The following is a 24,320-nucleotide window of genomic DNA, read 5'->3' on the forward strand; positions in this document are numbered from 1 at the left end:
GACATGGCCATTCCTTTTCCGTAACCGTTTCGGTATCCGCATCATCCTTGCGGGACCGTTCACCACAGGCAGGTAGAGAACAATGCCAAAAAAAGCATCGGGTACCCCTTCTTCCCCGACATCAGGGGTGTCGGCTGAGGCCATCGCCAAGGTCTTCAGCATGATCAAGGAAAACGCCGTGGAGATGGTGGACCTGCGTTTCACCGACCCGCGCGGCAAGTGGCATCACACGACCCAGTATGTCTCCACCATCGAGGAAGATACCTTCCGCGAGGGTTTCATGTTCGACGGTTCGTCCATCGCGGGATGGAAGGCCATCAACGAAAGCGACATGATCCTGCTGCCCGACCCCGCCACGGCGGTCATGGACCCGTTCTCGGCCAAGCCGCAGCTCATCCTGATCTGCGACATCGTCGAACCCTCCACCGGGCAGTTCTACAACCGTGACCCCCGCGCCACGGCGAAGCTGGCGGAACAGTACCTGAAGTCCACCGGCCTGGGCGATACGGCATTCTTCGGCCCGGAAGCCGAATTCTTCATCTTCGACAGCGTGCGTTTCGGCACCGGCCCGAACTTCGGCAAGTACGAGCTTGAAAGCATGGAAGGCCCCGGCGCCTCGCTCAAGGACTATCCCGAAGGCAACATGGGCCATCGCCCGGGCGTCAAGGGCGGCTATTTCCCGGTTCCCCCCGTCGACAGCGAAAGCGACCTGCGCGCCGAAATGCTGACCACGATGGGCGAAATGGGCCTGCCGATCGAAAAGCACCACCACGAGGTCGCGCAGTCGCAGCATGAGCTGGGCACCAAGTTCGCCACTCTGGTCGAATCCGCCGACTTCATGCAGATCTACAAGTACTGCGTGCACAACGTCGCCCATTCCTATGGCAAGACGGCGACCTTCATGCCCAAGCCGATCTATGGCGACAACGGATCGGGCATGCATGTCCACCAGTCGATCTGGAAGGCGGGCAAGCCGACCTTTGCCGGCAATGGCTATGCCGACCTGTCGGACGAGGCGCTGTACTACATCGGCGGCATCATCAAGCACGCCAAGGCGCTGAACGCGTTCACCAACCCGTCCACCAATTCCTACAAGCGCCTGATCCCCGGATTCGAAGCGCCCGTGCTGCTCGCCTATTCCGCGCGCAACCGTTCGGCGTCGTGTCGCATCCCCTACGCCACCAGCCCGAAGGCCAAGCGCGTGGAGGTCCGCTTCCCCGACCCGACCGCGAACCCCTACCTTGCGTTCTCGGCCATGCTGATGGCGGGTCTGGACGGCATCAAGAACAAGATCCATCCGGGCGACGCGATGGACAAGGACCTGTACGACCTTCCCCCCGAAGAGCTCAAGCAGATCCCGACCGTCTGCGGATCGCTGCGTGAAGCGCTGACGGCGCTGGAAGCGGATCACGAGTTCCTGCTGGCCGGTGGCGTGTTCACCAAGGACCAGATCGAAAGCTACTGCGCGATCAAGTGGGACGAAGTGTTCAAGTTCGAACACACCCCGCATCCCGCCGAGTTCGAGATGTACTACTCGGTCTGAGGACCGCGCGTTCCGCATTCCCTGCGGCACGACATGGCAAGGCATCGGGATCATACGATCCCGGTGCCTTTTTTGATGTCCCCGTTTTCATGCGCCAGCATCCGAACCCCGCCTCCGGCGCGACGTTGTCCATGATGGCGGCATGCGCCATGCACGCAGACATGTCATCGGGGGGCCGCATGATCGGGGCATGATATTACGCCACGATGTGTTATCGACGGGGGTACGCCACCTTGCCCGGAATACCGACGAAAGGACGATCATGAACCCCACCCTGCCGGTCATGATGCAGGCCGTCACCTATGCCGATCCCGGCGCCCCGGATGTCATGACCCTGAGCGACGTGCCCGTGCCCGCCCCGAAGGAGGGAGAGGTGCTGGTGCGCGTGATGGCGGCGGGCGTCAACCGCCCCGACATCATGCAGCGCCAGGGTCTGTATCCCCCACCGCCGGGGGCGAGCCCGATCCTCGGGCTGGAAATCGCGGGCGAGGTCGTCGCCCGTGGCCCCGGCATTCCCGACGATGCCTTTCCCGCCCTGGGCGCGCGTGTCTGCGCCCTGTCCAATGGCGGGGGATACGCCCAGTACTGCACCGTTCCCGCCGGACAGTGCCTGCCGTGGCCGTCGGGGTTCGATGCCCTGCACGCGGCCGCCCTGCCGGAGACGTTCTTTACTGTCTGGTCCAACATCTTCATGACCGCGTCCATGCGCGCGGGGGATCGTGTCCTGATCCATGGCGGCAGCAGCGGCATCGGCACGGTGGCGATCCAGCTGGTGCGCCAGATGGGCGGCATTGCCTATGCCACCGCCGGCACGCCCGAAAAGACCGAACTGTGCACGGCCATCGGCGCGGACGCGGCGATCAATTACCGGACCGAGGACTTCGTCACCCGCATTGCCGAACTGACCGATGGAAAGGGGGTGAACATCATCCTCGACATGATCGGCGGTTCCTATCTGGAGCGCAACCTGAAGTGCCTCGCCCCGGAAGGGCGGCTGGTGATCATCGCGCTGCAGGGCGGCGCGCGGGCTGAAAATATCGGCCTGGCGCGGATCATGACGCGACGCCTGGTGGTCACCGGCACGACGCTGCGCCCGCGCAGCAGCGCCTACAAGGCGGAAATCGCAAGGCAGCTGGAACAGCATGTGTGGCCACTTCTGGAAAAAAAGGCCGTCCGTCCCCTCATCCATGCCACCTTCCCCCTTGCGCGGGTCGCGGATGCCCATAAGCTGATGGAAAATGGGACGCATTCGGGGAAAATCCTCCTGAATCTCCAGACATCTTGAATCCAGGGACAAGGTAATCGCGGTGCTGCTGAATGTGATTGAACGGGGGCCGGAGGAAGCATCCACGCGGGATGCGGGCCGACCACCGGTTGTCCTGCTGCACGGGCTGTTCGGGCGGGCACGCAACCTTGGCTTTTTCCAGCGGCGTCTGGCGCGCACGCGCCGCACGCTGGCGATCGACCTGCGCAATCATGGCGCCAGCCCGCACGGGCTGATGGATTACAACGTGATGTCCGCCGACCTTCTGGAAACGCTGGGCCATCACGACGCCCTGCCCGCGACGCTGGTGGGTCATTCCATGGGCGGCAAGGTCGCGATGACGCTGGCGCTGATGCATCCGGGAATGGTGCACAGCCTGCTGGTCGCGGACATCCCGCCCGCGCGCACCGGCCATGGGCAGTTCGGGCTGGGCGAACAGATGCTCCACGTGCCCTTTCCCCCTTTCCTCAACCGGGCGGGGGCGGACCTTTTGCTGCAGCATTACATTCCCAACGCCGACGTGCGCGCGCTGATGCTGCAGAACATCCGGGTCGGGGAAAACCCCGACTGGTACATCGGCCTGCGCGAAATCGTGGAATCGATGCCCAATGTCGAAAGCTGGCCCTACATCCCCGAAGGCTACAGCTATCCGGGGCCGACGCTGTTCCTCGCGGGGGAGAATTCACCCTATATCCGGGCGGAACACTTCACGACGATGCGTCGCCTGTTTCCCAACCACCGGCTGGAACTGATCGAAAAGGCCGGGCACTGGCTGCACGTGGAAAATCCCGACCGTTTCGCCGAACTGCTGGAACGCTTTGTCGAACGCTACTGACGCAACGCCACCGGCACGGGGAAACACATGCGGCCACATGTTGTATCGCTCTTGACATCGTGACCCGTCCCCGCAGTTATGCTGGCAAGCCGGAACAGGTAATGGCACGATAGTGGCGGCAACCTGTCTTGCGATCACAGCAGCCACCCCAAGGCGGAGAAACGCGCCCTTTCATGTCGGTGACACTCAGTCCTTCTTCCCGGTACCGCCATGCCGTGGAACCCGTACTGATCCCGCGCGGGGACGAGCCGGTCCGTCCCGCGCCGCCTGTCACGCCATCGCGGTCCCATACCCGTCAGGACGAACGGCTTGAATCGCCCGACCTGGTTCCGCGTCCCCCCGGCTATCGCGGGCTGCGTCCCGTTACCTCGGGCCTGATCCGTCCCGACACGCTGGAGGACCCGGGCGCCGGCAAGGCCGCGGCCATTTCCATCGCGCTGCATACCGCGCTGCTGTGCGCCATCCTCATCAGTTCCGCGCACCACAACCCCCACGGCGACCCGTCCTCCTCTTCCGAATCCCCGCAGGTGGAAATGGTGTTCTCCCCCCCGTCCTCCAGCGGGATGCAGGGACAGTCCTCCCCCGACATGGCCGGGGGGGCCGATGCGCCGCGCAAGGAAAGCCAGCACAGCACGACGGAAAGCACCCCGACCCCCAAGGAACAGAGCGAGGATTCCTCCCCCTCGCCCAACGTCCCGACGCCGGAAACACCGTCATCGCCACAGCTGACGCAGGCCCCTTCCGACCTGTCGGTGCCGCAGTCGACGGAACAGAAGGAGTTCAATCCGGGCATGCAGAGCCCCGGCCATTCGACGCACGCCGCGCAGCAGCCGCGCCATCATGCCTCCAGCCAGTCGCATTCGTCGCTGCAGTCGCCGATGGACCTGTCGTTCGCGCCGTCGCCGCTGCCGCACCGCAGCCGCCATGGCCGCGCGGGCGGTTCGGGATCGCCCATCGATCTGTCCGTCGGGCCGCTGGTCAGCAACGGGAAGATCAATTCCCCCTATTCCACCAACACGCAGATCCATGGCGTCAGCGACGATTACGCCTCCGAACTGGACCAGTGGATCCGCAGCCACATGTATTACCCCGAAGAGGCCGCCCGCGCGGGCGAGGAAGGGCCGTCATCGGTGCATGTCGTGCTGGACCGCAACGGACAGGTAGCGAAGGTGCGCCTGACGGGGCAGTCGGGATCGTACTACCTTGACGCCGCGACGGTGGGGATGTTCCGCAATGCGCAGCTGCCGCCCGTGCCGCCGGACATGGCCGGGGACCATTTCGATATCGACCTTACGATCAACTATATCCTGATCCGCCACTGACCGGCCTGCACCCTGGGGGGGATCCCGGACGGGCGCGGCAGCGCCGTGCTAGTTGATTGTTTTTTCCGCCCTCTTCATAGTTTCCCCACCAGAGCAAGGGGATGCGCCATGACACCGACGACAAAGCGCCTGCTGGAAGAGGTCGGGACGGATTTCGAATCCTTTGACGACGCCAGCGCGGCCGTGGCGCGGATTACCGACCTGTACGATACGGCGGCGCACCTGCTGCGCAAGGCCTTTGCGACGCGCGATACGCGGCATCTGGCGCAGGGAGTGTATCCCTACCTCGCGTTCGTTCAGGAAAGCGGGCTGCCCGCCGACATGCCGCGCCCCCCATTCGATATTGTCCTCGAATCCGGATTTTACGGCACGACCCTGACGCACCCGGCGCTGTTTCGCGAATACTGGCGCGAACAGATCGACATCCTGCTGCGCCATTACCGCCAGCCCGTGCTGGTGGGACGTTCGCGGCGGCCCATCCCGCTGTCCTATGTGATGGAAGATGCCGTCACCTCCCTGACGGAGGCGGACATGGCGTGGCTGCAGCAGCATTTCGCGCTGCCGGACCTGTGGATGACCGACGATTCCATCGCCAACTGCGAACAGGTGCCACGCCCCGGCACGCCGCGCCCGCTGGCGCTGTTCACGGCGGAACGCACCGATTATTCGCTGGCGCGGCTGCATCATTACACGGGCACGGCCCCGGGGCATTTCCAGCGCTTCATCCTGCTGACGAATTACCAGCGCTATGTCGATGCCTTTCGCGAATATGGCCACGCGCAGGTCGATGCAGGTGATGAATACGATGCCTTTGTCGAACCGGGGGGCGTGATCCACCGCAGGGGGACATCCCCCCGCCCGCAGGGCAGCGCGGGCAGCCTGCCACAGATGCCCGCCTATCACCTGTGCCGCCCGGACGGCGATGGCATCACGCTGGTCAATATCGGGGTGGGACCGGCGAACGCCAAGACGATTACCGACCACCTCGCCGTCCTGCGTCCGCACTGCTGGCTGATGGTGGGGCACTGCGCCGGGCTGCGCCGGACGCAGCGGCTGGGCGATTACGTGCTGGCCCATGGCTATCTGCGCGATGACAACGTCCTGGACGAGGACCTGCCGCCATGGGTGCCGGTCCCCCCCATCGCGGAGGTACAGACGGCCCTGCAGGAAGTGGCCGAACGGGTAACGGGGCTGCATGATGCGGAACTCAAGACCCGGCTGCGTACCGGCACGGTCATGACCACCGACAACCGCAACTGGGAACTGCGGCTGGAGGCGCTGTTCACCCGCATCAACATGACCCGCGCCATCGCGGTGGACATGGAATCGGCCACCATCGCGGCCAACGGTTTCCGGTTCCGCGTTCCCTATGGCACGCTGCTGTGCGTTTCGGACAAGCCCCTGCATGGTGAGGTAAAGCTGCGTGGCATGGCCAACGCCTTCTATCGCGAACGCGTGCGCCAGCACCTGATCGTCGGGATCGAGACCATGCGCCAGTTGCGGGCGCAGGGCGTCGGCCGGCTGCATTCGCGCAAGCTGCGCGGCTTTTACGAACCGGCCTTTCGCTGATGGGATGGGCGGCGGACGGCTGACATCCGTGGGGCGGGGCCTGTCCGCGCGTCGTCAGAAATCGGGCCGCGTCTGCGCCAGGTGTCCCCCCAGCCGCAGCGGGGCCATGCGCAGGGCAAGGCCCGTCGCGTCATCGGTTTCCACCATCATGCCCGCGATGCTGGCATCGCCTTCCGCCGGCTGCAGGCGTTCGCCCGGCATCTTGCGCACGAATCGCGCGATGGCGGCATCCTTGCCCATGCCGATCACGCTGTCATAATCGCCGCACATCCCCGCATCGGTCTGGAACGCCGTCCCGTTGGGGAAAATACGATGGTCGGCGGTGGGCGTGTGGGTATGCGTCCCGATCACCAGCGACACGCGACCATCACAGATATGGCCCATGGCCCATTTCTCGCTCGTCGCCTCCGCATGGATATCGACCACGATGGCCTGCACCGTCACCCCCAGCCGATGGCGCGACAGGATGTCGGACACCGCGCGGAACGGATCGTCCATCGCATCCATGAACTGCCGCCCCATGACGCTGATGACCAGCGCCTTGCGCCCATTGACCAGTTCCACCACCACGCTGCCCTGCCCGGGCGTGCCGGGGGGATAGTTGGCGGGACGGATGATGCGGGGTTCGGCATCGATATGCCCGATCATGTCGCGCCGGTCCCAGCTGTGGTTGCCCAGCGTAATGACATCGGCGCCCGCCGCGAACAGGTCACGGCCGATGGCCGGCGACAGGCCAAAGCCGTGGCTTGCATTTTCCCCGTTCACCACCACCAGATCCAGCGACAGCTCGTTACGCAATCCCGGCAGGCGGTCGATCACCGCCTCCCGCCCGACGCGGCCGACAATGTCGCCCAGAAACAGTATCCTCAAAAAACCCGACCTTCCTCTTTACCCGCGCGTGGACGCATTCCCATGACACGCGATCCGTTCGCGCTCCGTCACGACGCCCGACAGCGGCACGTCATGCGGCCCCATGGGAATGTTCGCGACCTCCTGCGTGGCGAGACCATAGCCGATCGCAATCGCACGGGGCAGCCGCGCAAGCGTGCGATCGTAATATCCCCCCCCGTATCCCAGCCGCCCACCCCGCCTGTCAAAGGCCAGCAGCGGCACGAACACCATGTCGGGCCGGTGGGCATGCCCGTCAGGATGCCACGTCGCGAATCGGCCGTTGCACATCGTCACGTCAGGATGCCAGTGATGGAACGACAGCGGCTGCCCCCGTGGCGGCGTAAAGGGCAGCAGGACGCGATAGCCGCGCTGGTGAAGGGGCATGAAAACCGGCCGCAGGTCGATTTCCCCCGGTAGTGGCCAGACCAGGGCGATCGCGCCACCAGCCGGGACCAGATCCACGCAGGCGAGGATGCCCGCGCGCAGGGCATGTTCCTGGGCCGCCGTGGGCGGGGTATTTTCCCGTCGCGCCCGGCACTGCCGCCGCAGTTCGGCCTTGGCCCGCGCCAGGGCGGGCGAATCGGAATCGGGAGATATCGTCATGAATTACGGAGCCACCATGACCGTTGGTCTTATCAGCCCTCCCGGACCTGCAGGTGCAGGTGGGCGCCAGGTAACGTGACCACGGTCACGACAGTGCCAGCTCCCTTAGGAAGTGCTTATCGGCCCAGGGGTTGAATGTTGCCTGACGCGTCCGGCAGCCCCGCACCTGTTATCTAGTCACGTTCGAGGGCGGCTGCAATGTTTTCCGCGCGTTCCACCAGATGCGTCAGCTGATCGCGACGGCGCTCGTTCTCGATCCGGGCCTGACGGCCCTGCGCCAGCTGGTGGGCGGTGTCGGCGGACATCTTTTCCGCTGTCAGGTCATGGATCTCGTCCGCCATCAGCAGCGCCGCCAGCGCCAGCAGCCGCCCTTCGCCGCTGTGACCGCCCAGCGCACGGATACGGTCGATTCGCCGCTCCACTTCCTGCGCCATCGCCTGCAGGTGCTGTTCCTGCCCTTCCTCGCATCCAACGGTATAGGAATACCCGTTGATGCGTACCGTCACCTGTCCCATCGTCATTCGTCCCTTACATCCGCGATCACGGCTGCCGGTTCCCCGTCATCCAGAAGATCGCGCACCCGGGCGATCAGGACGTCAATATTCGCCGCCAGCGCCTGAAGGTCCACCTCCGGCGTGGAAGAAGGTGACGGCGGCAGCGACGGCCACGTTCCCTGTTCGCGGCATTCGATGGCAAAGGCGATACGCGTCAGCGCCTGTTCCAGCCGGTCCGCCGGGTCAATCGTCCCTTCATGCGCGGATGCGGAGGCTTCCTGCCCCGTCTGCGTTGTGTCAGTATTGGACACGTTCATCCTTATTTCCTGCCATGGTCCCTTGCAAACTGATCGCCCGGTGGCGTCTGAACGTCAAGCATGATCGATAATCATGACATTTTTGCGCTTCCGCGTCATTTCGTCGTCATTTCCACCCTTGGGGAAATGGAAATGGTATGCACCGCGCTGAACACCCGGCCCGGCAGTTCCTGCGCACTGGTATCCGAACCCGATGCCGGCTGCTTCATGGGGATCGCATGGTGGAAGGCGCTGACGGCGGGGGCCGGCATGCCCGCCTTTCTTGATTGCGGCATGGCGGCGGCCCGCGCGGCCGAAGGGCTTCGTGCGGGGCTGGGGGGCGTCATCGTCGAACCCGCCTGCACGCAGCACGACGCGCTGGCCCAACTGGCGGGGATCATGGGGGCGACATGCCTGCGGGGCCGCCCGGACGCGCATGTCATCGCCGGCCCGGACGCGGCAGACGCATTGCAGCGATACCTGCGATCCCACCCCGCCGGCTGAGCGGCGCATCGTCATTTTGCATCGCCATCCCCTTCGAACGCGGGGCATGCCGCGACCGAACGCCTGCCCAACACACCCCATGCGCCGTGAGGGCTGTTTTCCATGACGGATGTGCGTCATATGATCGGCTTACCATGACCGATTGCCAGCTTTATCTTGTCACGCCCGAGTCGCTTGACCCCCACGCGTTCGCGCCCACACTGGCGCGCGCGCTTGACGCCGGGCCGGTGGCGGCGGTGCAGCTGCGGCTCAAGAACGTTCCCGACGATGCGATCCGCCGCGCCATCGACGCGCTGCGTCCGGTCGCGCACGAACGCGACGTCGCCTTCATCCTCAATGACCGTCCCGACCTTGCGCGCTCCACCGGCTGCGACGGCGCGCATGTCGGCATGGACGACATGACGGTGGAAGAGGCGCGACGCATCCTTGGCGACGACCTGCAGCTGGGCGTCTCATGCTATGACAGTCGCGACATGGCGATGCGCGCGGGCGAAGGCGGGGCGGATTACGTGGCGTTCGGCGCGTTCTTCCCCTCGGTCTCAAAGGAAACCTCCGTCCGGGCGGGCACCGACCTGCTGACATGGTGGAGCGGCATGATGGAGCTGCCGGTTGTCGCGATCGGGGGAATCACGCCAGGCAACTGCGCGCCGCTGGTCCGTGCGGGGGCTGATTTCCTGGCGGTCATCAGCGCGGTATGGTCACATCCCGATGGCCCCGACGCGGGCGTGCGGGCAATGAACGCCGCGATGGACGCCGCAGCCGATTCGGTTGACTGAACCCGACAGACCCTGGGGGCTGTCTGAAAAATCAGGCCCGATAATACACTGAAATTATAAAAGTTTTTGGTGAAGCTTTTTGCAAAAAGCTTCAGATGACGTCGCCTTTTTTCAAAAAGGCGACACCCAAAAACTTTTATCAATCTTACCCAACCTGCGGTTTCCAAATAACTCCTTTCATTCCGGCAGCCATAATATGTCACTGATGCGCCGCGTCCCGGCAGCCAGCATCACCAGCCGATCCAGGCCAAGCGCGATCCCCGCGCAGGGCGGCAGGGCGTCCAGCGCCGCGAGGAACGCATGGTCCATCGGCCACGCCGCATCCGGGTCATCCGCGTACAGCTCCGCGCGGCGGGCGCGATCGGCGACGAAACGCGCCTCCTGCTCCGCCTGGTCGGTCAGTTCCTCGAACGCGTTGGCCAGTTCGATCCCGTCGGCATACAGTTCGAAACGCAACGCCACGCGCGGGTCATGTGGATCACGACGGGCAAGGGCCGCCTGACTGGCGGGCCAGTGCGTCAGGAAGGTGGGGCGGAGGCGCCCGATATGCGGCTCGACCCGTTCCATCAACAGGCGAAAGAACAGGTCCTCCCAGCTTTCGTCCGATCGCAGGTCGCACCCGGCGGCATGCGCCAGCGCGGCCGCGTCATCGCCCGTCGCCAGCAGGTCAACGCCTGCGTACCGCCCGAATGCCTCCGCCATCGTCAGGCGCTCGAACGGCGGGGCGATTTCGACCTGCGTCCCCTGAACCACGGGCGGCAGCGTCGCGCGCAGCAGGGCCTCCGTCTCGTCCATCAGGTCCGACAGGCTGGCGTGGGGACAATACCATTCCAGCATCGTGAATTCATGCGCGTGCAGGCGGCTGCCCTCCGCATTGCGCCACACGCGCGCCATCTGGAACACCGGCAGCCCCGTCGCCGCGACGATGCGCTTCATCGCGAATTCGGGGCTTGTGTGCAAAAACAGCGGACGCGTCCGACCATCGGGGCTGTGCTGCTCGGTGCGGAACACCTTCAGGTGCACTTCCTCCCCCGGCGTGGGCACGGCATAGGGGGTTTCGACCTCCAGATAGCCACGCGCCTCGAAAAACGCGCGTATGGCACGGATGACCAGCCCACGGCGCCGCAACAGCGCAAGGCGTTCGGCAATGCGGGCGGGGTCGTGGCCCGCATGCGCCGGTGCCGGGCCGGGAGATTCGTTTCCGGAAGATTCGTTCATGGACGCGCAACTCCGGTTGCAGGGAAAACCGGCGCGCAGTACAGCGCGGCAGGAGAAGCGCAGGTCAACCCCCTGCGACCCGCCGACTTCCCTTTTTGCCGTCCCGCTTCATCCCCGCGTCACGGAGGTCCCGTCATGCCAGACACCCCACGTCCCGCCGCCCGCACGCTGCGCACTGTCGGCGACCTGGTTGACGCAGGCCTGGCGCCAGAGGGGGCGCGATCCGCGCTGGAGGAGGTGGCGCGACATTACGCCACCGCGATTCCACCGGCCTTTGCCGAGCTGATCGAACATCCAGACGACCCGATCGGGCGGCAGGTCATCCCCGATCCGGCGGAACTTGTGGTCACGGCGGAGGAACGTTCGGACCCGATCGGCGATGACGCGCTGTCGCCGGTGCCGGGAATTGTCCACCGCTATGCCGATCGCGCGCTGCTCAAGCCGCTGCTGGTCTGCCCGCTTTACTGCCGGTTCTGTTTCCGCCGCGAACATGTCGGCCCCGATGGCGGCGTGCTGGACGAGGCCGCCCTGGAACGCGCGCTGGACTGGCTGCGGGACCACCCGGCCATTGGCGAGGTGATCCTGACGGGCGGCGATCCGATGATGCTGTCGCCGCGGCGCATGTCGCGCATCATCCGCGCGCTGGAGGCGATGCCCCATGTCCATACCATCCGCATCCATACCCGCGTGCCCGTGGCCGATCCCGCGCGCATCACCGAAGAGATGGCCGCGGCACTGGACACCACATGCAGCATGTGGGTGGTGGCGCACGTCAATCACGCCCGCGAACTGACCCCGCAGGCACGCGACGCCATCCGCCGGATACAGGCGCGCGCCATTCCCGTCATCGCGCAGTCGGTGCTGCTGCGCGGGGTCAATGACACGCCCGAGACGCTGGAGGCTCTGCTGCGCGCGCTGGTGTCGGCGCGGGTCAGGCCCTATTACCTGCACCAGCTGGACCCCGCCCCCGGCACGTCACGCTTTCGCGTGCCCATCGCACAGGGGCAGCGCCTGCTGGCGGCGCTGCGCGGGCGGGTGACGGGGCTGGCATGGCCGACCTATGTCCTCGATATCCCCGGCGGCCATGGCAAGGTGCCGATCGGCCCCGCCTATCTGGAAACGATGGAAAACACCGTCGTCGGGGTGCGCGATCCGCAGGGCAGGACCCATCGGGTGGAAGAAGGCGACAGCGCAAAACTTGCCCTTCCGCGCCGGGGGAGGTAGAAGCCCATCCTTCAAGACATTCCCACAAGTTCAGACAGAGACCCCTATGAAACAGCAGGCGAACCTGATCCGTGCCGGACAGGTCATCGAGCATGACGGCCGTCGCTGGACGGTCCTGAAGCAGCAGATCATCACTCCGGGCAAGGGCGGCGCCTTCATCCAGGTGGAGATGCGCGACCTCAAGACCGGCAACAAGACGAACGAACGCTGGCGCACGGCGGATACCGTCGAACGCCTGATGACCGAGGAAAAGGAATATACCTATTCCTACATGGATGGTGACAACATCGTCCTGATGGACCCGGAAACGTTCGAACAGCTGCTGCTTCCGCTGGACCTGCTGGGCGATCAGGCCCCCTTCCTGCAGGACAACATGACGCTGGTCCTCAACCTTGTCGAAGGTGACCCGGTCGGCGTCGTGCTGCCCAGTCAGGTGACGCTCGAGGTCGTGGAGGCCGATCCCGTCGTCAAGGGACAGACCGCCAGTTCGTCGTACAAGCCCGCCCGCCTGTCCAACGGCGTCAAGACCATGGTCCCCCCCTTCATCGAAGCGGGCGAAAGCATCGTGGTCCGCACCGAGGACGGCAGCTATGTCGAGCGCGCCAAGTCCTGAATGACCGACCCGCGTGGCGCCCGTCCGGGCGTCCGCGGTCATTGCGTTTTCCCATCCCGCTTCCATTCCCGTTTCACCGCCGAACCAGACAGGACCGATCACCGTGGCAATGCGACTTTCCCCTCATATGACGGTGATGCAGAACGCCGCGCAGAAAGCGGCGCGCCGGCTGCTGCGTGATTTCAATGAGGTCGAGCAGCTTCAGGTCAGCATCAAGGGACCCGGCGATTTCGTGTCGCAGGCCGACCTGCGCGCCGAGACGACCCTGCGCGAGGAGCTTGGCCGCGCGCGTCCCGGCTATGCCTTCCTGATGGAGGAAAGCGGCGCGTCGGGTGGCGATGGCTGGACATGGCGCTGGATTGTCGATCCGCTGGACGGGACGACCAACTTCCTGCATGGCATCCCGCACTGGGCCATTTCCATCGGCCTGCAGCGCCGCCTGCCCGATGGCGCGATCGAAATGGTCGCCGCCCTCGTCTACAACCCCGCCGCGAACGAGATGTTCTGGGCCGAAAAGGGCATTGGCGCGTTCCTCAACGAACGCCGCCTGCGTGTCTCGGCCCGGCGCAACATGGACGAATCGCTGTTCGCGACGGGAATTCCCTTTGCCAAGGTGTCGGCCAAGAACCGCCTGTCCTTTGCCCGCACGCTGGGCGCGCTGATGCCGCAGGTCGCAGGCATCCGCCGCTTCGGGGCGGCGGCACTTGACCTCGCATGGGTGGCGGCCGGCCGTTACGAAGGGTACTGGGAACTGGGCATCCGCCCGTGGGACTGTGCCGCTGGCGTGCTGCTGGTGCGCGAGGCCGGGGGCTATGCCACCGATCCCCAGGGCGTCGACCTCAACGACTTCCCGGACTCGGTGGATGCGGTGGCGGGCAACCCGCACCTGCATGGCGTCCTGCGCGAACTGGTCGCCAACAGCCTGACGCCGCGTTCCTGAAGACCCGCCCAATGGGCCGGGCAATGTCCCGGGCCCGGGGATTGGGCCATCGCTGACGGGGCCGCGATTTCGCGTCCCATGCGCACGATCATGTTGAGTGCGCCCCGCCCCTCGTCTAGCGTGTCGGTCACCATGTCACATGAACCGACCTTCACGCGCCCTTCCCCCATGCCGCCCCGGACACCTCCTGTCCCCCGCCTGTCCCCCGCCCGTCCCGTGACGGCATCGCGCGCGGGCACGACACTGGTGCCGGGCCTCGCGCTGGGGCTGCTCCTCGGCCTTGCGCCGGCGGGACACGACATCCTCCATGCGCAGGTGGTCACCCATCCGGACGTGCTCAATACGCTTGGCGCGCCGCCGCCTGCCCGCGCGGAGGCGAAACCCTCCCCCCACGCCGCCAGCAATGAAATGGGGCCCCATGCCCCGGCCAGTATCCCGTCCGCCAATACCCCGTCCGCCACGGACGCGGCCAGCCCGGCCGCCGTCGCGGCGGTGCCGCAGGTTGCGACGACCCCGCCCGCCAATCCCGTCCTGCGCCCCCCCGAAGTGCATGTTCCGCTGCATCCCGCACCGCCCCCGCCGGAGGTCAAGCCCGACCCGGCGGCCAAGGGCCACGCGATGCGCATTCCCGGCGGCACGCGGCTGTTTTTCGGAAACCAGAGCGCGGACATGAACCCGCGCATGATCGCGGCCCTGCAGACACTGGCGGGCGTCATGCAGCACCTGCCGGACCAGCGCATAAGCATCGCCGCGTATGGCGAGGGGAATGGCGACGATGCCTCCACCCCGCGTCGCATCGCGCTGTCGCGTGGGCTTGCCGCGCGCTCCGTCCTGATCCATGCCGGGGTCGCATCGACCCGCATCTATGTCCGCGCCATCGGGCTGCCGCCTGAAAACCAGATCGGAATAACTCCGGACTGTATTGACGTGACCCGCTCTGGTGTGGTGGCGTCAAATCCTTCTCCTTCCTGAGCGAGCAGCTGCGTGACGCGACCTACGACCTATATCCTCCGGATTGTCCTGTTCCTTCTGGCTGTAGGCATTGTTGCCTCCATGCTGGGGACTACGCTGTACCAGGCGTTTTTCAACAACCCCTACCTCGACGGGCTGATCCTTGGCATCCTTGCGCTGGGGATCGCGTGGAACGTGTCCATGGTCCTGCGCCTGATCCCCGAGGTACGGTGGGTGGATACCATCCGCCACCCGCGCGAAGGGCTGACCACGCCGCAGCCGCCGCGCCTGCTGGCGGCCATGGCCTCCATGCTGGCGACGCGCGAACGCGGCACCCGCCTGACGCTGTCGGCCCCCGTGGCGCAGTCGCTGCTCGACAGCATTTCGTCGCGGCTTGACGAAGGGCGCGAACTCTCGCGTTACCTGACGGGGCTGCTGATTTTCCTGGGGCTGCTGGGCACGTTCTACGGGCTGCTGCTGACGGTGGGGTCCATCGCGGATGTCATCGGCGGCATGACCGTCGGATCGGGCGACATGACGGCGATGTTCGATCAGCTCAAGACCGGGCTGGCCGGGCCGCTGCACGGGATGGGCACGGCATTTTCAGGTTCCATGTTCGGTCTGGCGGGCGCGCTGGTCCTGGGTTTTCTGGACCTGACCGCCGGACAGGCGCAGAACCGCTTTTTCAACGAACTCGAGGAATGGCTGGCCAGCATCACGCGCCTGTCGGGCGGTGGCGTCGCCGCTTCCGGCGAGGAAGGGACCCTGCCGGCCTATGTGGAGGCGCTGCTGGAACATACGGCGGAAAACCTTGAAAAGCTCCAGACGCTGCTGGCCCGCAACGAGGAACATCGCGCGCAGGAACAGCACATGCTGTCCACCCTGAATGACCGTCTTGCCCATCTGGTGGATCCGCGCGGGGGCGAACATCTGCAGAATATCGAAGCCCTGCTGGCCCGCCTGGTGCAGGAGTCCGAAGCAGGACGCACGCAGATTTCCAGCGAAATCCGTGGCGACCTGCGTCTTCTGGCCCGCACCATCGCCGCGGCCGCCCCGGGCGCGGGACGCCCTGCCTCCTGATTCATAGAAAGTTCCCGCCATGGCCCGCCGTTCCCGCCGCCAGTCCCGCTCCTCCGAACTGAATGCATGGCCGGGATATGTGGACGCGCTGTCCACCCTCCTGATGGTCATCATCTTCGTGCTGCTTGTTTTCGTGCTGGGACAGGCATTCCTGTCCGTGGCGCTGAACAAGCGCCAGCAGGTCCTTGACCAGCTCCAGCGCGAGGTCGCACATCTGGGCCAGATGCTGTCGCTGGAACAGGGACATAACCGTTCCCTGCAGCAATCGGTCGCAACGCTCCAGAAAGAACATGCCGCCGATCAGGCCACCGCCACGTCGCTGACGGCGCAGGTCACCCAGCAGGCCGCCGAACGCGACAGCGCGCGCCATCAGGCCGATGACCTGAACGCTCAGGTCGCGCAGCTCAGCGCACAGCTGGCGGCCGTCAGCACCGCGCTGGAGATCAGCGAAAACGAGGTCCAGGACCGCGATCGCAAGATCGACAACCTTGGCATGCAGCTTAATGTCGCGCTGGCCCGCAAGGTGGAACAGCTGCAGCGCTACCGCTCGGAATTCTTTGGCCGCCTGCGCGACGTGCTGAAGGATACCAAGGGCATCCAGGTGGTGGGCGACCGCTTCGTCTTCCAGAGCGAGGTCCTCTTCCCCGTTGGCAGCGCCGACCTGTCGCCCGAAGGCGTGCAGGAAATCAGGGTGCTGGGCCGCACCCTCAAACAGGTGGCGCAGCAGATCCCGCCCTCGATCCCATGGATCCTGCGCGTGGATGGCCATGCCGACCGCCTGCCGATCCACACGGCCTTCCCCAGTAACTGGGAACTGTCATCGGCGCGTGCCATCACGGTGGTCAAGATGCTGATTTCCGACGGGATCGACCCACATCACCTGGCAGCAACCGGCTTTGCCGATTTCCAGCCGCTTGATAACGGCACGACGGCGGAAGCCTATGCCCGTAACCGTCGCATCGAATTCCGCCTGACCGACCGGTAAGAAAAGGCAGGTCCAAAGAATACCCTGAAATCATGAAAGTTTTTGGGTGTCGCCTTTTTTCAAAAAGGCGACGTCTTTCGAAGCTTTTGCAAAAAGCTTCACCAAAAACTTCTGTTATTTTTATCAGCCGGCTGTTCTCAGACAGCCCTGCAATGGGTCACCTGATGCCTACCTGACCGCGCAGCCGGCGTCAGGAGGGACTGTCGGTCATGCGCGGGAAATCAGGTGGGACGTCCGAACGCCTTGAGGCGCAGGTCCTCGGTCTGGTGGGCGGCACCGGGAAACATGGGATAAAGCGACAGGACGTGCTGCCATGCCTTCCACGCAGCGCCCCAGTCGCCACGCACGCCCTCCGCATCGCTCAGGATCTGCCATGCCAGCACGTCGCGCGGGTCATGATGCAGCGCCACGCCAAGGTCGGCCACCGCCCCGTCGGCATTCGCCCCCGCCAGACGCGCCTGCGCGCGCGTGCGCCACAGGATTTCCAGATCCGGCTGCAGGACCAGCGCATCATTCAGGTCGGTCTGCGCATCGCCCACGCGGTCTTCGCCAAGGTCATCCTGCGCGCGGCGTACCAGCAGGCGGGTCGTGGGCGAAATCTCTTTCTGGCGCAGCTGTTCGATCCGGTCCAGCAGATCGCCCGCCGCCTGCCGTGACTTCGCGTGCGCCAGTTCATCCTGAAGCTCGGGGAGCGTCGGTTCCTTGTCTTTCTCCGCCTTATCCTTCTGCGTCGTGGCATCCGGTTTGGCCATGGGGGCGGAATGATGGGCGGGCGGGGGCGTTGCCGGATTGCCCGCGGCGGGGGCGGCCATGACGGCAGGCCCCGCCATTACGGGATACAGGGACGCCAGAACGCACAAAAGGCCGCGCAAGCGGGCAGAGTTATGCCAGCTCACGCGACCCTGTGTCGCATCAATATGGAACCTGACGGTCAAATCCGTCCGGCAATCAGCCCTGACGGGCCTTCATGCGCGGGTTCTTCTTGTTGATGACATAGACCTTGCCACGACGACGGACCACACGGCAGTCCTTGTCACGAACCTTGGCCGACTTCAGGCTGTTTCTGATTTTCATGATCCGACCCTCACTGGCGGCTGAAACCGCAAAGAGGCGCCCGAATACCCCTGACCGCGCGATGAGTCAACCGCAACGACGCCCCCTTCCTACTTTTTATCCCCGGAAAACGGCGCCCGCGACGCTTTTCCTTCCCTTGTGGACAGGTGCGGGGGAATGAAAAACGGGGCAAGCGTCCGGAAATCCCCCATCCGTGGCGAACGCGGACGCCACGCCAGCCCGATCGTGCGCCATGCCTGCCCCCCTGTCACGGGACGCGCCACGACCGCCTGCTCACGCAGCAGCCCGGCCTCGACCGCCATCTGCGGCAGCAGGGCGACCCCGAGTCCCGCGCCCACCATTTCCACCATGGTATGCAGGGACGTGACGGTGAACTCCTCCCCCCCTTCGGCGCGGGACCATCCCCGCACCTGACGGCACAGCGCCAGCGTCTGGTCCCGCAGGCAGTGCCCGTCCTCCAGCATGATCATGCGTTCGGAGACGATCCGTTCAACCGGCACCGCCGAGAGTTTCGACAGGGGATGGCTTTCGGGCATCGCCAGCATGAAGGCATCGCGCCACAGGGGCCATGTCTCGCTGTCGGCGCAGTCGCACGGCATCGCCAGCAGCACGAGGTCAAGCCGCCCCAGCGACAGCTTTTCCAGCACATGGTGGGTCAGGTCCTCGTTCAGCGAAAGCCGCATCCGCGCGAACCCCTGCCGCAGCCGGCGGATCAGGTCGGGCACGACAAACGGGCCGATCGTGGGAATGACCCCGATGCGCAGCAGGCCGCTCATCGGTTCGTGCGACGCCGCCGCCACGTCAAGGACCGACTGCAATGCCTCCAGCGCCAGCCGGGCGCGGGCGACCACCTCGTTCCCCAGCGGCGTGAACACCACCTTCTTGCCGACATTGCGGTCAAGAAGCTGCACGTTCATCTGCCGCTCAAGGGCAAGGATTCCCGCCGAAAGGGTGGACTGCGTGACGGCGCAGCTTCTGGCGGCGCGGCCGAAATGACGCAGCTCCGCCAGTGTGACGAGATAGCGGAGCTGCTGTGCGGAAGGCATGGGAAGCATCGATCAATTCGATCATGAATATATAAATTATTCACTGGTCTGATAGCAGCATCAGGGTCATAGATATAGCCCATCGGACGCGCCCATCCGGGTGGACTGCCTGACCCTCAACCGAATCAAGGGAGATTCTTCAAATGCTTACAGTCGGTGACAAGTTCCCGAGCTTCAACCTGCAGGCCGTTCCCGGCGGCCCCGAAGGACTGAAGGGCGAGTTCGTCCAGATTTCGGATGAAACCAATGAAGGCAAGTGGAAGATCGTTTTCTTCTGGCCGCTGGACTTCACGTTCGTCTGCCCCACGGAAATCGTGGCGTTCGGCAAGCTGGCCGGTGAATTCAAGGACCGCGACGCGGTGGTGTATGGCGTGTCGATCGACAGCGCGTTCGTGCACCTGAACTGGCGCCTGCATAACGAGGACCTCAAGAACCTCGAAATTCCCATGCTGTCCGACATCAAGCGCGAACTGATCGAAGGCGTTGGTGTGATGTCGCAGGGCGCGGGTGCCGCCTATCGCGCCACGTTCATCATCGACCCGCAGGGCATCATCCGCCATGTCAGCGTCAACGACCTGTCGGTCGGCCGCAACCCGCAGGAAATCCTGCGCATCCTCGACGGCCTGCAGAGCGACGAGCTGTGCCCGTGCAACTGGAAGAAGGGCGATGCCTTCATCAAGGCCTGATCGCACGATCAGGGCCTGACCGGTCCAGGCGGTATCCCGCGCGGCGCGTCACCGCGCGGGATGGCGTCCGCATCCCCGGCTTCCGCGCCTGCCGCCATGTTGCCCGCAGCCCTGTCCCCTGCTGTTCCGGCGCGCCCGCGGCATCCCGGCATGTGGACCCCGATATCCCCTTCCGCCACGTCATCCGATGACGCCCGCATGGGGCATGCATGCTTCTTCGCGGGCGGGATGTCCCCTTTCCCGTTTTCCTGACCTGCGCGAGGCACGTCTTCATGTCGCTCGATACGCTCAAATCCCTCCTGCCTGATTACGCCAAGGACCTGAAGCTCAATCTGGGTTCCCTCTCCCACGACGTTACCCTCACGCCGCAGCAGCTGGCCGGGACGTTCGTGGCGTCGGCCATCGCGTCACGCAACCCGCTGGTCACGGACCTGCTGAGCGCGCATTTCGCCGAATCCCTGTCTGGCGCGGCACTTGACGCCGCGCGCGCCGCCGCCGCCATCATGGGCATGAACAATGTCTATTACCGCTTCGTGCATCTGGTCGGCGGCGATTACGCCAAGATGCCGGCACAGCTGCGGATGAACGTCATCGCACGCCCGGGCGTGGAAAAGGTCGATTTCGAACTCTGGTCCCTGGCGGTGTCGGCCATCAACGGATGCGGCATGTGCATGGAAAGCCATGAACATCAGCTCCGCAAGGCGGGCCTTGGCACCGAACAGATCCAGACCGCCGTGCGCATCGCCGCGACCGTGCATGGCGTGGCCGTGATCCTTGACGGGGCCAGCCTGCCGAAAGCAGGCTGATCGGGACGGGCGGATTTTCGGCAAAAAACGGCATCACCATGAAAAAGATGCCGTTTTTTTTCGACAGGCCGTTGCCAGAGCAGCCGAAGCCTGTTATTTGCCCATCCACCGAATGGTTCCGGGGCTTCTTCCTCCCCGGCAGCCCACGCGGGTGTAGCTCAGTTGGTTAGAGCGCCGGCCTGTCACGCCGGAGGTCGCGGGTTCGAGCCCCGTCACTCGCGCCATTTCCTGGCATTTCCTTTCCAGAAAATCCTTCCCTGCCCGGATGATGGGATCGTCATCCCCGTCCCGCATGGGTGGCTTTCATTGCATCGGTTTTCCATTGGCGGCAGGATGGCTTCCTGTTTTTTCAGAGTCGCCAGAGGACCAGATGCCTGACCTCTTTACGCCCTATACCCTCAAGGGATGCACCCTTCGCAATCGCATCGCGGTATCGCCGATGTGCCAGTATGTTGCCGTCGATGGCGTCGCGGGCGAATGGCATGACGTCCATTACGCCTCCCTTGCCCGTGGGGGCAGCGGACTGGTGGTGGTGGAGGCCACGGCCGTCTCCCCCGAAGGACGCATCACGCCCGGCTGCCTGGGCCTGTGGAACGATGCACAGGCCGATGCCCTGCGCCCGATCGCGCGCGCCATCCGCGATGCCGGGGCCGTGCCGGGCATCCAGATCGGGCATGCCGGACGCAAGGCCAGCGCGAACCGCCCGTGGGAAGGCGATGACCACATGGCGGCCGACGACCCGCGCGGGTGGGAGACCATCTCCCCTTCCGCCATCGCGTTTGGCGCCAACCTGCCCAAGGTGCCACGGGCCATGACGGGCGATGACATCACGCGGGTGCGTCAGGACTTCGTCGCCAGCGCCATCCGCGCACGCGACGCCGGATTGGGATGGCTGATGCTGCATTTCGCCCATGGCTATCTGGGGCAGAGCTTCCTTTCCCCTTACGCCAACCAGCGTACCGACCTGTATGGGGGCACCCTTGAAAACCGGGCACGGTTCCTGCTGGAAACGCTGAGCGAGGTGCGCGCCGTCTGGCCGGAGGATCGCCCGCTCAGCGCGCGTCTGGGTGTGGTCGAGTTCGACGGCCATGATGAACAGACGCTGGAGGAGGCGATCACCCTGGCGCGTCATTTCCGCACGCTGGGCCTTGATTTCCTTGACGTCAGCATCGGCTTTTCCACGCCGGAGGCAAAAATCCCGTGGGGCCCGGCCTTCATGGCGCCCATCGCCGCGCGCGTGCGCAGGGAAAGCGGCCTGCCCGTCGCGACAAGCTGGTACATCAGCAGGCCGGAACAGGCCAATACGCTGATTCAGGATGAAAATCTGGATCTTGTCATGATGGGACGGCCATTCCTTGAAAACCCGCACTGGCCTTATGCCGCAGCGCGCGCGCTGGGACGGCCGGACGCGGCGCAGGTGCTGCCCGAACCCTATGCCCACTGGCTGGCGCGCTACCGTTCGGAGTGAGCGTCAGGCTGGGCCTGCCATACAGGCCGCCCATGAAATATCCATAAAATCGTGAAGAAGTTTTTGGTAAAGCTTTTTCCAAAAAGCTTTGAAAGACGTCGCCTTTTTGAAAAAAGGCGACACCCAAAAACTCTTATTACTTTTATCGGCTGGCGTTTTCAGCGGGCTTTCTGCTTCAGATGCAGCGCAAGGGCTTCCGCCCCTTCGCTGACATCGCGCCATGTGACCGTGAAATCGTGGGCCGTGCCGTAATAAGGATCGACCACAGCCTGCCCCTCGCGCTGCGCCACATGATCGAGCAGAAGCGCCAGTTCCGCCGTCGCATCCTCGGGCCTCAGACGCTTCAGATGTTCCAGATTGGCGTGATCGAGGGCAATGACATGGCTGAATTCGTGAAAGTCACGCTCGGTCACGACCCGGGCGCGGTAATGGTCGATATCGATGCCATTCTGACGGGCCACGGCGCGGGCACGCCGGTCCGGCGGATCGCCTACGTGCCAGTTGCCCGTCCCGGCCGAATCAATATGCACATCCAGCCCATGGCGCGCCGTCGCCGCGCGAAACGCGGCCTCCGCCAGTGGGGAGCGGCAGATATTGCCCATGCACACAAACAGGACCGACAGTTTACGCGCCATGTTTCCTGATTCCCGCAGGTCCGGGCTGGCCCATGAATCGCGTCATGGATGCCCGATCCGGATAAAATATCGATACTGGCGAAGGACAGGGATCAGGCCGGTGGAAAGGCGTATCGCCACATCCCCCCCCGGCCGTCATTCCGATGGATTGCCAGCACCCTGCCACCGCACCGGCGTCCCGTCAGGACTTTCCCCGGCCAGCCCCGTGCGCAGGGCGGGCGGGATTATTCGGGGTAGCGTTCCTGCAATATGCCGATGGTCTTCGCGATCATGTCCGCAGGCGTTTCCTCCAGCGTGACAACCACCGGATGCTCGTCAGGGGTGGGAGGCTCCAGCGTCGCAAGCTGACTGGGCAGCAGGCTGGGGGGCATGTAGTGCCCACGCCGCCGCTCCAGCCGGGCCTTGAGGATATCGGGCGGGATTTCAAGATAGACGAACACGATCCCCGGCGCGTCCGCGCGCAGGATGTCGCGATAGGACCGTTTCAGCGCCGAGCAGGTGAGTATCCCCCCCTGCCCCGATTCCACGCGCTGTTTCAGCCAGTCATGGCAGCGTTCCAGCCACGGCATGCGATCCGCGTCGGTCAGGGGAATGCCCGCCGCCATCTTTTCAACGTTCGCCTTGGGATGCAGCAGATCCCCCTCCTGATAGGGCCAGCCCAGGAGGTTGTGCAGACCGGAGGCCAGCGTGGTCTTGCCACATCCCGATACCCCCATGATCACCAGGACAAGTGGACGGATACCCTGATCCTGAAGAACGGCAGAGGTCATGATGGCTCCAGATGTTTCAGGCCGTCATGCGCGGCCACGATGACTTCGGATGTGCGGCCGATGAACAGGCCGGTTTCAATGACGCCGACAATGGCGCGCAACCTGCGCGACAGTGCCACGGAATCGGCAATCGGGCCAAAATGGCAATCAAGGATCATGTTGCCACCGTCGGTGACAAAGACGTTCCCGCTGCGGTCCATGCGCTGCGTTATGCGCGCGCCCAGCGCCTCCAGCTGGCGGGCGGTGCTTTCCCAGCCAAAGGTCGTGACCTCCACCGGGACAGGCACATGATGGCCCAGACGTTCCACCAGCTTGCTTTCATCCACCACCACGACGAACCGGCGCGACGCGGCGGCGACGATCTTTTCGCGAAACAGCGCACCACCCAGCCCCTTGATGAGGTTGAGCGTGCCCAGTTCCACCTCGTCCGCGCCATCGATATCGAGGTCGATCTGCGGATGGGTGGCAAACGTCACCAGCTTTATGCCATGGGCGCGTGCCTGTTCCGCCGAATGTTCGGACGTGGGGATGGCGCAGAACCGCAATCCCTCGGCCCAGCGGCGGCCCAGTTCCTCGATCATGTAGGCCGACGTGGTACCAGATCCCAGCCCGACCACCATGCCGTCCTGCACCATGGAGGCCGCCTCGATCGCCGCCTGACGCTTGAGTTTCGCCCTGGGATCGCCACTCTGGCTTGACATACCCTGTTTTCCTTCCCCGCGCGGGC

The 24,320-nt window shown here is 64.8% G+C and carries 28 protein-coding genes, 1 tRNA gene and 1 other RNA gene; 17 read left to right on the forward strand and 13 right to left on the reverse strand.

Annotated features, from left to right (window positions below; translation table 11 throughout):
• The first annotated feature begins 82 nt into the window (after nucleotides 1-82).
• The 5 genes from glnA to CFR71_RS04700 all read left to right on the forward strand — a co-directional run bounded on the left by glnA (nucleotide 83) and on the right by CFR71_RS04700 (nucleotide 6,533).
• A complete protein-coding gene (glnA, locus tag CFR71_RS04680) occupies nucleotides 83-1,543 on the forward strand; it encodes a type I glutamate--ammonia ligase (protein WP_110527829.1) in 1,461 nt (486 codons plus the stop codon).
• Between the two features lie 286 nt (nucleotides 1,544-1,829).
• Nucleotides 1,830-2,828, forward strand: coding sequence for an NAD(P)H-quinone oxidoreductase (locus tag CFR71_RS04685; protein ID WP_110528483.1), 999 nt, complete (start codon nucleotides 1,830-1,832; stop codon nucleotides 2,826-2,828).
• Nucleotides 2,829-2,850: 22 nt separating this feature from the next.
• Nucleotides 2,851-3,642, forward strand: coding sequence for an alpha/beta fold hydrolase (locus CFR71_RS04690; protein ID WP_110527832.1), 792 nt, complete (start codon nucleotides 2,851-2,853; stop codon nucleotides 3,640-3,642).
• A 173-nt stretch (nucleotides 3,643-3,815) separates the two neighbouring features.
• Nucleotides 3,816-4,964 (forward strand): TonB family protein, encoded by a 1,149-nt coding sequence (locus CFR71_RS04695; RefSeq protein ID WP_110527835.1) that lies wholly within the window; start codon nucleotides 3,816-3,818, stop codon nucleotides 4,962-4,964.
• A 108-nt stretch (nucleotides 4,965-5,072) separates the two neighbouring features.
• The gene (locus CFR71_RS04700; protein WP_110527838.1) at nucleotides 5,073-6,533 is read left to right on the forward strand and encodes an AMP nucleosidase; all 1,461 of its coding nucleotides are present in this window, start codon (nucleotides 5,073-5,075) and stop codon (nucleotides 6,531-6,533) included.
• Between the two features lie 54 nt (nucleotides 6,534-6,587).
• Here the strand turns inward: CFR71_RS04700 and CFR71_RS04705 are convergent, their stop codons facing one another.
• The 5 genes from CFR71_RS04705 to CFR71_RS04725 all read right to left on the reverse strand — a co-directional run bounded on the left by CFR71_RS04705 (nucleotide 6,588) and on the right by CFR71_RS04725 (nucleotide 8,838).
• Nucleotides 6,588-7,403 carry a TIGR00282 family metallophosphoesterase gene (locus tag CFR71_RS04705; protein ID WP_110527841.1) on the reverse strand — a complete coding sequence of 272 codons (816 nt, stop codon included), beginning with the start codon at nucleotides 7,401-7,403 and terminating at the stop codon, nucleotides 6,588-6,590.
• An 18-nt stretch (nucleotides 7,404-7,421) separates the two neighbouring features.
• Nucleotides 7,422-8,027 (reverse strand): 5-formyltetrahydrofolate cyclo-ligase, encoded by a 606-nt coding sequence (locus CFR71_RS04710; protein WP_110527844.1) that lies wholly within the window; start codon nucleotides 8,025-8,027, stop codon nucleotides 7,422-7,424.
• Nucleotides 8,028-8,031: 4 nt separating this feature from the next.
• A non-coding RNA gene (gene ssrS, locus CFR71_RS04715) (6S RNA) lies at nucleotides 8,032-8,191 on the reverse strand.
• Between the two features lie 9 nt (nucleotides 8,192-8,200).
• Nucleotides 8,201-8,542, reverse strand: a complete 342-nt coding sequence (locus CFR71_RS04720) for a cell division protein ZapA (RefSeq protein WP_110527847.1) — start codon at nucleotides 8,540-8,542, stop codon at nucleotides 8,201-8,203.
• Nucleotides 8,543-8,544: 2 nt separating this feature from the next.
• Nucleotides 8,545-8,838, reverse strand: coding sequence for a hypothetical protein (locus CFR71_RS04725; RefSeq protein ID WP_110527850.1), 294 nt, complete (start codon nucleotides 8,836-8,838; stop codon nucleotides 8,545-8,547).
• 60 nt (nucleotides 8,839-8,898) lie between these two features.
• Here CFR71_RS04725 and CFR71_RS04730 point away from each other — a divergent pair, with 60 nt between their 5' ends.
• A complete protein-coding gene (locus CFR71_RS04730) occupies nucleotides 8,899-9,321 on the forward strand; it encodes a hypothetical protein (protein WP_110527853.1) in 423 nt (140 codons plus the stop codon).
• A 134-nt stretch (nucleotides 9,322-9,455) separates the two neighbouring features.
• Nucleotides 9,456-10,097: a thiamine phosphate synthase gene (gene thiE / locus CFR71_RS04735; RefSeq protein ID WP_110527855.1), complete on the forward strand. Its 642-nt coding sequence runs from the start codon at nucleotides 9,456-9,458 to the stop codon at nucleotides 10,095-10,097.
• Nucleotides 10,098-10,274: 177 nt separating this feature from the next.
• Here the strand turns inward: thiE and epmA are convergent, their stop codons facing one another.
• Nucleotides 10,275-11,315, reverse strand: a complete 1,041-nt coding sequence (gene epmA, locus CFR71_RS04740; RefSeq protein ID WP_110527858.1) for an EF-P lysine aminoacylase EpmA — start codon at nucleotides 11,313-11,315, stop codon at nucleotides 10,275-10,277.
• A 135-nt stretch (nucleotides 11,316-11,450) separates the two neighbouring features.
• Between epmA and CFR71_RS04745 the strand changes: the two genes are divergently transcribed.
• The 6 genes from CFR71_RS04745 to CFR71_RS04770 all read left to right on the forward strand — a co-directional run bounded on the left by CFR71_RS04745 (nucleotide 11,451) and on the right by CFR71_RS04770 (nucleotide 17,108).
• A complete protein-coding gene (locus CFR71_RS04745; RefSeq protein WP_110527861.1) occupies nucleotides 11,451-12,539 on the forward strand; it encodes a lysine-2,3-aminomutase-like protein in 1,089 nt (362 codons plus the stop codon).
• Between the two features lie 46 nt (nucleotides 12,540-12,585).
• The gene (gene efp, locus CFR71_RS04750) at nucleotides 12,586-13,152 is read left to right on the forward strand and encodes an elongation factor P (RefSeq protein WP_110527864.1); all 567 of its coding nucleotides are present in this window, start codon (nucleotides 12,586-12,588) and stop codon (nucleotides 13,150-13,152) included.
• Nucleotides 13,153-13,261: 109 nt separating this feature from the next.
• Nucleotides 13,262-14,092 carry an inositol monophosphatase family protein gene (locus CFR71_RS04755; protein WP_110528488.1) on the forward strand — a complete coding sequence of 277 codons (831 nt, stop codon included), beginning with the start codon at nucleotides 13,262-13,264 and terminating at the stop codon, nucleotides 14,090-14,092.
• A 132-nt stretch (nucleotides 14,093-14,224) separates the two neighbouring features.
• On the forward strand, nucleotides 14,225-15,064 hold the full coding sequence (locus tag CFR71_RS04760) for an OmpA family protein (protein WP_239020270.1): 840 nt from the start codon (nucleotides 14,225-14,227) through the stop codon (nucleotides 15,062-15,064).
• Nucleotides 15,065-15,076: 12 nt separating this feature from the next.
• The gene (locus CFR71_RS04765) at nucleotides 15,077-16,123 is read left to right on the forward strand and encodes a flagellar motor protein MotA (RefSeq protein WP_110527867.1); all 1,047 of its coding nucleotides are present in this window, start codon (nucleotides 15,077-15,079) and stop codon (nucleotides 16,121-16,123) included.
• Nucleotides 16,124-16,142: 19 nt separating this feature from the next.
• The gene (locus tag CFR71_RS04770) at nucleotides 16,143-17,108 is read left to right on the forward strand and encodes a peptidoglycan -binding protein (protein WP_110527870.1); all 966 of its coding nucleotides are present in this window, start codon (nucleotides 16,143-16,145) and stop codon (nucleotides 17,106-17,108) included.
• A gap of 221 nt (nucleotides 17,109-17,329) precedes the next feature.
• On the opposite strand, the gene CFR71_RS04775 is transcribed toward CFR71_RS04770, so the two are convergent.
• From CFR71_RS04775 to CFR71_RS04785, 3 genes are all read right to left on the reverse strand, one after another.
• The gene (locus CFR71_RS04775; protein WP_239020271.1) at nucleotides 17,330-17,938 is read right to left on the reverse strand and encodes a tetratricopeptide repeat protein; all 609 of its coding nucleotides are present in this window, start codon (nucleotides 17,936-17,938) and stop codon (nucleotides 17,330-17,332) included.
• A gap of 118 nt (nucleotides 17,939-18,056) precedes the next feature.
• Complete coding sequence (gene ykgO, locus CFR71_RS04780) at nucleotides 18,057-18,182, reverse strand: type B 50S ribosomal protein L36 (RefSeq protein WP_003617324.1); 126 nt, start codon at nucleotides 18,180-18,182, stop codon at nucleotides 18,057-18,059.
• Nucleotides 18,183-18,271: 89 nt separating this feature from the next.
• Complete coding sequence (locus CFR71_RS04785) at nucleotides 18,272-19,237, reverse strand: hydrogen peroxide-inducible genes activator (protein WP_110527876.1); 966 nt, start codon at nucleotides 19,235-19,237, stop codon at nucleotides 18,272-18,274.
• Nucleotides 19,238-19,371: 134 nt separating this feature from the next.
• On the opposite strand from CFR71_RS04785, the gene CFR71_RS04790 reads away from it, so the two are divergent.
• The gene (locus CFR71_RS04790) at nucleotides 19,372-19,914 is read left to right on the forward strand and encodes a peroxiredoxin (RefSeq protein WP_110527879.1); all 543 of its coding nucleotides are present in this window, start codon (nucleotides 19,372-19,374) and stop codon (nucleotides 19,912-19,914) included.
• 8 nt (nucleotides 19,915-19,922) lie between these two features.
• On the opposite strand, the gene CFR71_RS04795 is transcribed toward CFR71_RS04790, so the two are convergent.
• The gene (locus CFR71_RS04795) at nucleotides 19,923-20,114 is read right to left on the reverse strand and encodes a hypothetical protein (protein ID WP_110527881.1); all 192 of its coding nucleotides are present in this window, start codon (nucleotides 20,112-20,114) and stop codon (nucleotides 19,923-19,925) included.
• 72 nt (nucleotides 20,115-20,186) lie between these two features.
• Between CFR71_RS04795 and CFR71_RS04800 the strand changes: the two genes are divergently transcribed.
• From CFR71_RS04800 to CFR71_RS04810, 3 genes are all read left to right on the forward strand, one after another.
• On the forward strand, nucleotides 20,187-20,720 hold the full coding sequence (locus CFR71_RS04800; RefSeq protein ID WP_110528491.1) for a carboxymuconolactone decarboxylase family protein: 534 nt from the start codon (nucleotides 20,187-20,189) through the stop codon (nucleotides 20,718-20,720).
• 147 nt (nucleotides 20,721-20,867) lie between these two features.
• Nucleotides 20,868-20,944 (forward strand) — tRNA-Asp (locus CFR71_RS04805).
• A 146-nt stretch (nucleotides 20,945-21,090) separates the two neighbouring features.
• Nucleotides 21,091-22,188 (forward strand): NADH:flavin oxidoreductase/NADH oxidase, encoded by a 1,098-nt coding sequence (locus CFR71_RS04810; protein WP_165832032.1) that lies wholly within the window; start codon nucleotides 21,091-21,093, stop codon nucleotides 22,186-22,188.
• 158 nt (nucleotides 22,189-22,346) lie between these two features.
• On the opposite strand, the gene CFR71_RS04820 is transcribed toward CFR71_RS04810, so the two are convergent.
• From CFR71_RS04820 to rpiA, 3 genes are all read right to left on the reverse strand, one after another.
• The gene (locus tag CFR71_RS04820; RefSeq protein ID WP_110527890.1) at nucleotides 22,347-22,823 is read right to left on the reverse strand and encodes a low molecular weight protein-tyrosine-phosphatase; all 477 of its coding nucleotides are present in this window, start codon (nucleotides 22,821-22,823) and stop codon (nucleotides 22,347-22,349) included.
• Nucleotides 22,824-23,047: 224 nt separating this feature from the next.
• A complete protein-coding gene (locus tag CFR71_RS04825; protein ID WP_110527893.1) occupies nucleotides 23,048-23,593 on the reverse strand; it encodes a gluconokinase in 546 nt (181 codons plus the stop codon).
• A complete protein-coding gene (gene rpiA / locus CFR71_RS04830) occupies nucleotides 23,590-24,294 on the reverse strand; it encodes a ribose-5-phosphate isomerase RpiA (protein WP_110528493.1) in 705 nt (234 codons plus the stop codon). Before rpiA ends, CFR71_RS04825 begins: the two co-directional genes overlap by 4 nt.
• Between the last annotated feature and the right edge of the window lie 26 nt (nucleotides 24,295-24,320).

This window comes from Novacetimonas pomaceti (assembly GCF_003207955.1).
Classification (GTDB): domain Bacteria; phylum Pseudomonadota; class Alphaproteobacteria; order Acetobacterales; family Acetobacteraceae; genus Novacetimonas; species Novacetimonas pomaceti.

What these genes read in the sequence shown, in the direction of transcription:
- glnA (WP_110527829.1), top strand. Translation starts at nt 83, where the DNA reads ATGCCAAAAAAAGCATCGGGTACCCCTTCTTCCCCGACATCAGGGGTG.
- CFR71_RS04685 (WP_110528483.1), top strand. Translation starts at nt 1,830, where the DNA reads ATGCAGGCCGTCACCTATGCCGATCCCGGCGCCCCGGATGTCATGACC.
- CFR71_RS04695 (WP_110527835.1), top strand. Translation starts at nt 3,816, where the DNA reads ATGTCGGTGACACTCAGTCCTTCTTCCCGGTACCGCCATGCCGTGGAA.
- CFR71_RS04700 (WP_110527838.1), top strand. Translation starts at nt 5,073, where the DNA reads ATGACACCGACGACAAAGCGCCTGCTGGAAGAGGTCGGGACGGATTTC.
- CFR71_RS04710 (WP_110527844.1), bottom strand. Translation starts at nt 8,027, where the DNA reads ATGACGATATCTCCCGATTCCGATTCGCCCGCCCTGGCGCGGGCCAAG.
- CFR71_RS04720 (WP_110527847.1), bottom strand. Translation starts at nt 8,542, where the DNA reads ATGGGACAGGTGACGGTACGCATCAACGGGTATTCCTATACCGTTGGA.
- CFR71_RS04725 (WP_110527850.1), bottom strand. Translation starts at nt 8,838, where the DNA reads ATGAACGTGTCCAATACTGACACAACGCAGACGGGGCAGGAAGCCTCC.
- CFR71_RS04730 (WP_110527853.1), top strand. Translation starts at nt 8,899, where the DNA reads ATGATCGATAATCATGACATTTTTGCGCTTCCGCGTCATTTCGTCGTC.
- thiE (WP_110527855.1), top strand. Translation starts at nt 9,456, where the DNA reads ATGACCGATTGCCAGCTTTATCTTGTCACGCCCGAGTCGCTTGACCCC.
- epmA (WP_110527858.1), bottom strand. Translation starts at nt 11,315, where the DNA reads ATGAACGAATCTTCCGGAAACGAATCTCCCGGCCCGGCACCGGCGCAT.
- CFR71_RS04745 (WP_110527861.1), top strand. Translation starts at nt 11,451, where the DNA reads ATGCCAGACACCCCACGTCCCGCCGCCCGCACGCTGCGCACTGTCGGC.
- efp (WP_110527864.1), top strand. Translation starts at nt 12,586, where the DNA reads ATGAAACAGCAGGCGAACCTGATCCGTGCCGGACAGGTCATCGAGCAT.
- CFR71_RS04755 (WP_110528488.1), top strand. Translation starts at nt 13,262, where the DNA reads ATGCGACTTTCCCCTCATATGACGGTGATGCAGAACGCCGCGCAGAAA.
- CFR71_RS04760 (WP_239020270.1), top strand. Translation starts at nt 14,225, where the DNA reads ATGTCACATGAACCGACCTTCACGCGCCCTTCCCCCATGCCGCCCCGG.
- CFR71_RS04770 (WP_110527870.1), top strand. Translation starts at nt 16,143, where the DNA reads ATGGCCCGCCGTTCCCGCCGCCAGTCCCGCTCCTCCGAACTGAATGCA.
- CFR71_RS04775 (WP_239020271.1), bottom strand. Translation starts at nt 17,938, where the DNA reads ATGGCGGGGCCTGCCGTCATGGCCGCCCCCGCCGCGGGCAATCCGGCA.
- ykgO (WP_003617324.1), bottom strand. Translation starts at nt 18,182, where the DNA reads ATGAAAATCAGAAACAGCCTGAAGTCGGCCAAGGTTCGTGACAAGGAC.
- CFR71_RS04785 (WP_110527876.1), bottom strand. Translation starts at nt 19,237, where the DNA reads ATGCTTCCCATGCCTTCCGCACAGCAGCTCCGCTATCTCGTCACACTG.
- CFR71_RS04790 (WP_110527879.1), top strand. Translation starts at nt 19,372, where the DNA reads ATGCTTACAGTCGGTGACAAGTTCCCGAGCTTCAACCTGCAGGCCGTT.
- CFR71_RS04795 (WP_110527881.1), bottom strand. Translation starts at nt 20,114, where the DNA reads ATGCGGGCGTCATCGGATGACGTGGCGGAAGGGGATATCGGGGTCCAC.
- CFR71_RS04800 (WP_110528491.1), top strand. Translation starts at nt 20,187, where the DNA reads ATGTCGCTCGATACGCTCAAATCCCTCCTGCCTGATTACGCCAAGGAC.
- CFR71_RS04810 (WP_165832032.1), top strand. Translation starts at nt 21,091, where the DNA reads ATGCCTGACCTCTTTACGCCCTATACCCTCAAGGGATGCACCCTTCGC.
- CFR71_RS04820 (WP_110527890.1), bottom strand. Translation starts at nt 22,823, where the DNA reads ATGGCGCGTAAACTGTCGGTCCTGTTTGTGTGCATGGGCAATATCTGC.
- CFR71_RS04825 (WP_110527893.1), bottom strand. Translation starts at nt 23,593, where the DNA reads ATGACCTCTGCCGTTCTTCAGGATCAGGGTATCCGTCCACTTGTCCTG.
- rpiA (WP_110528493.1), bottom strand. Translation starts at nt 24,294, where the DNA reads ATGTCAAGCCAGAGTGGCGATCCCAGGGCGAAACTCAAGCGTCAGGCG.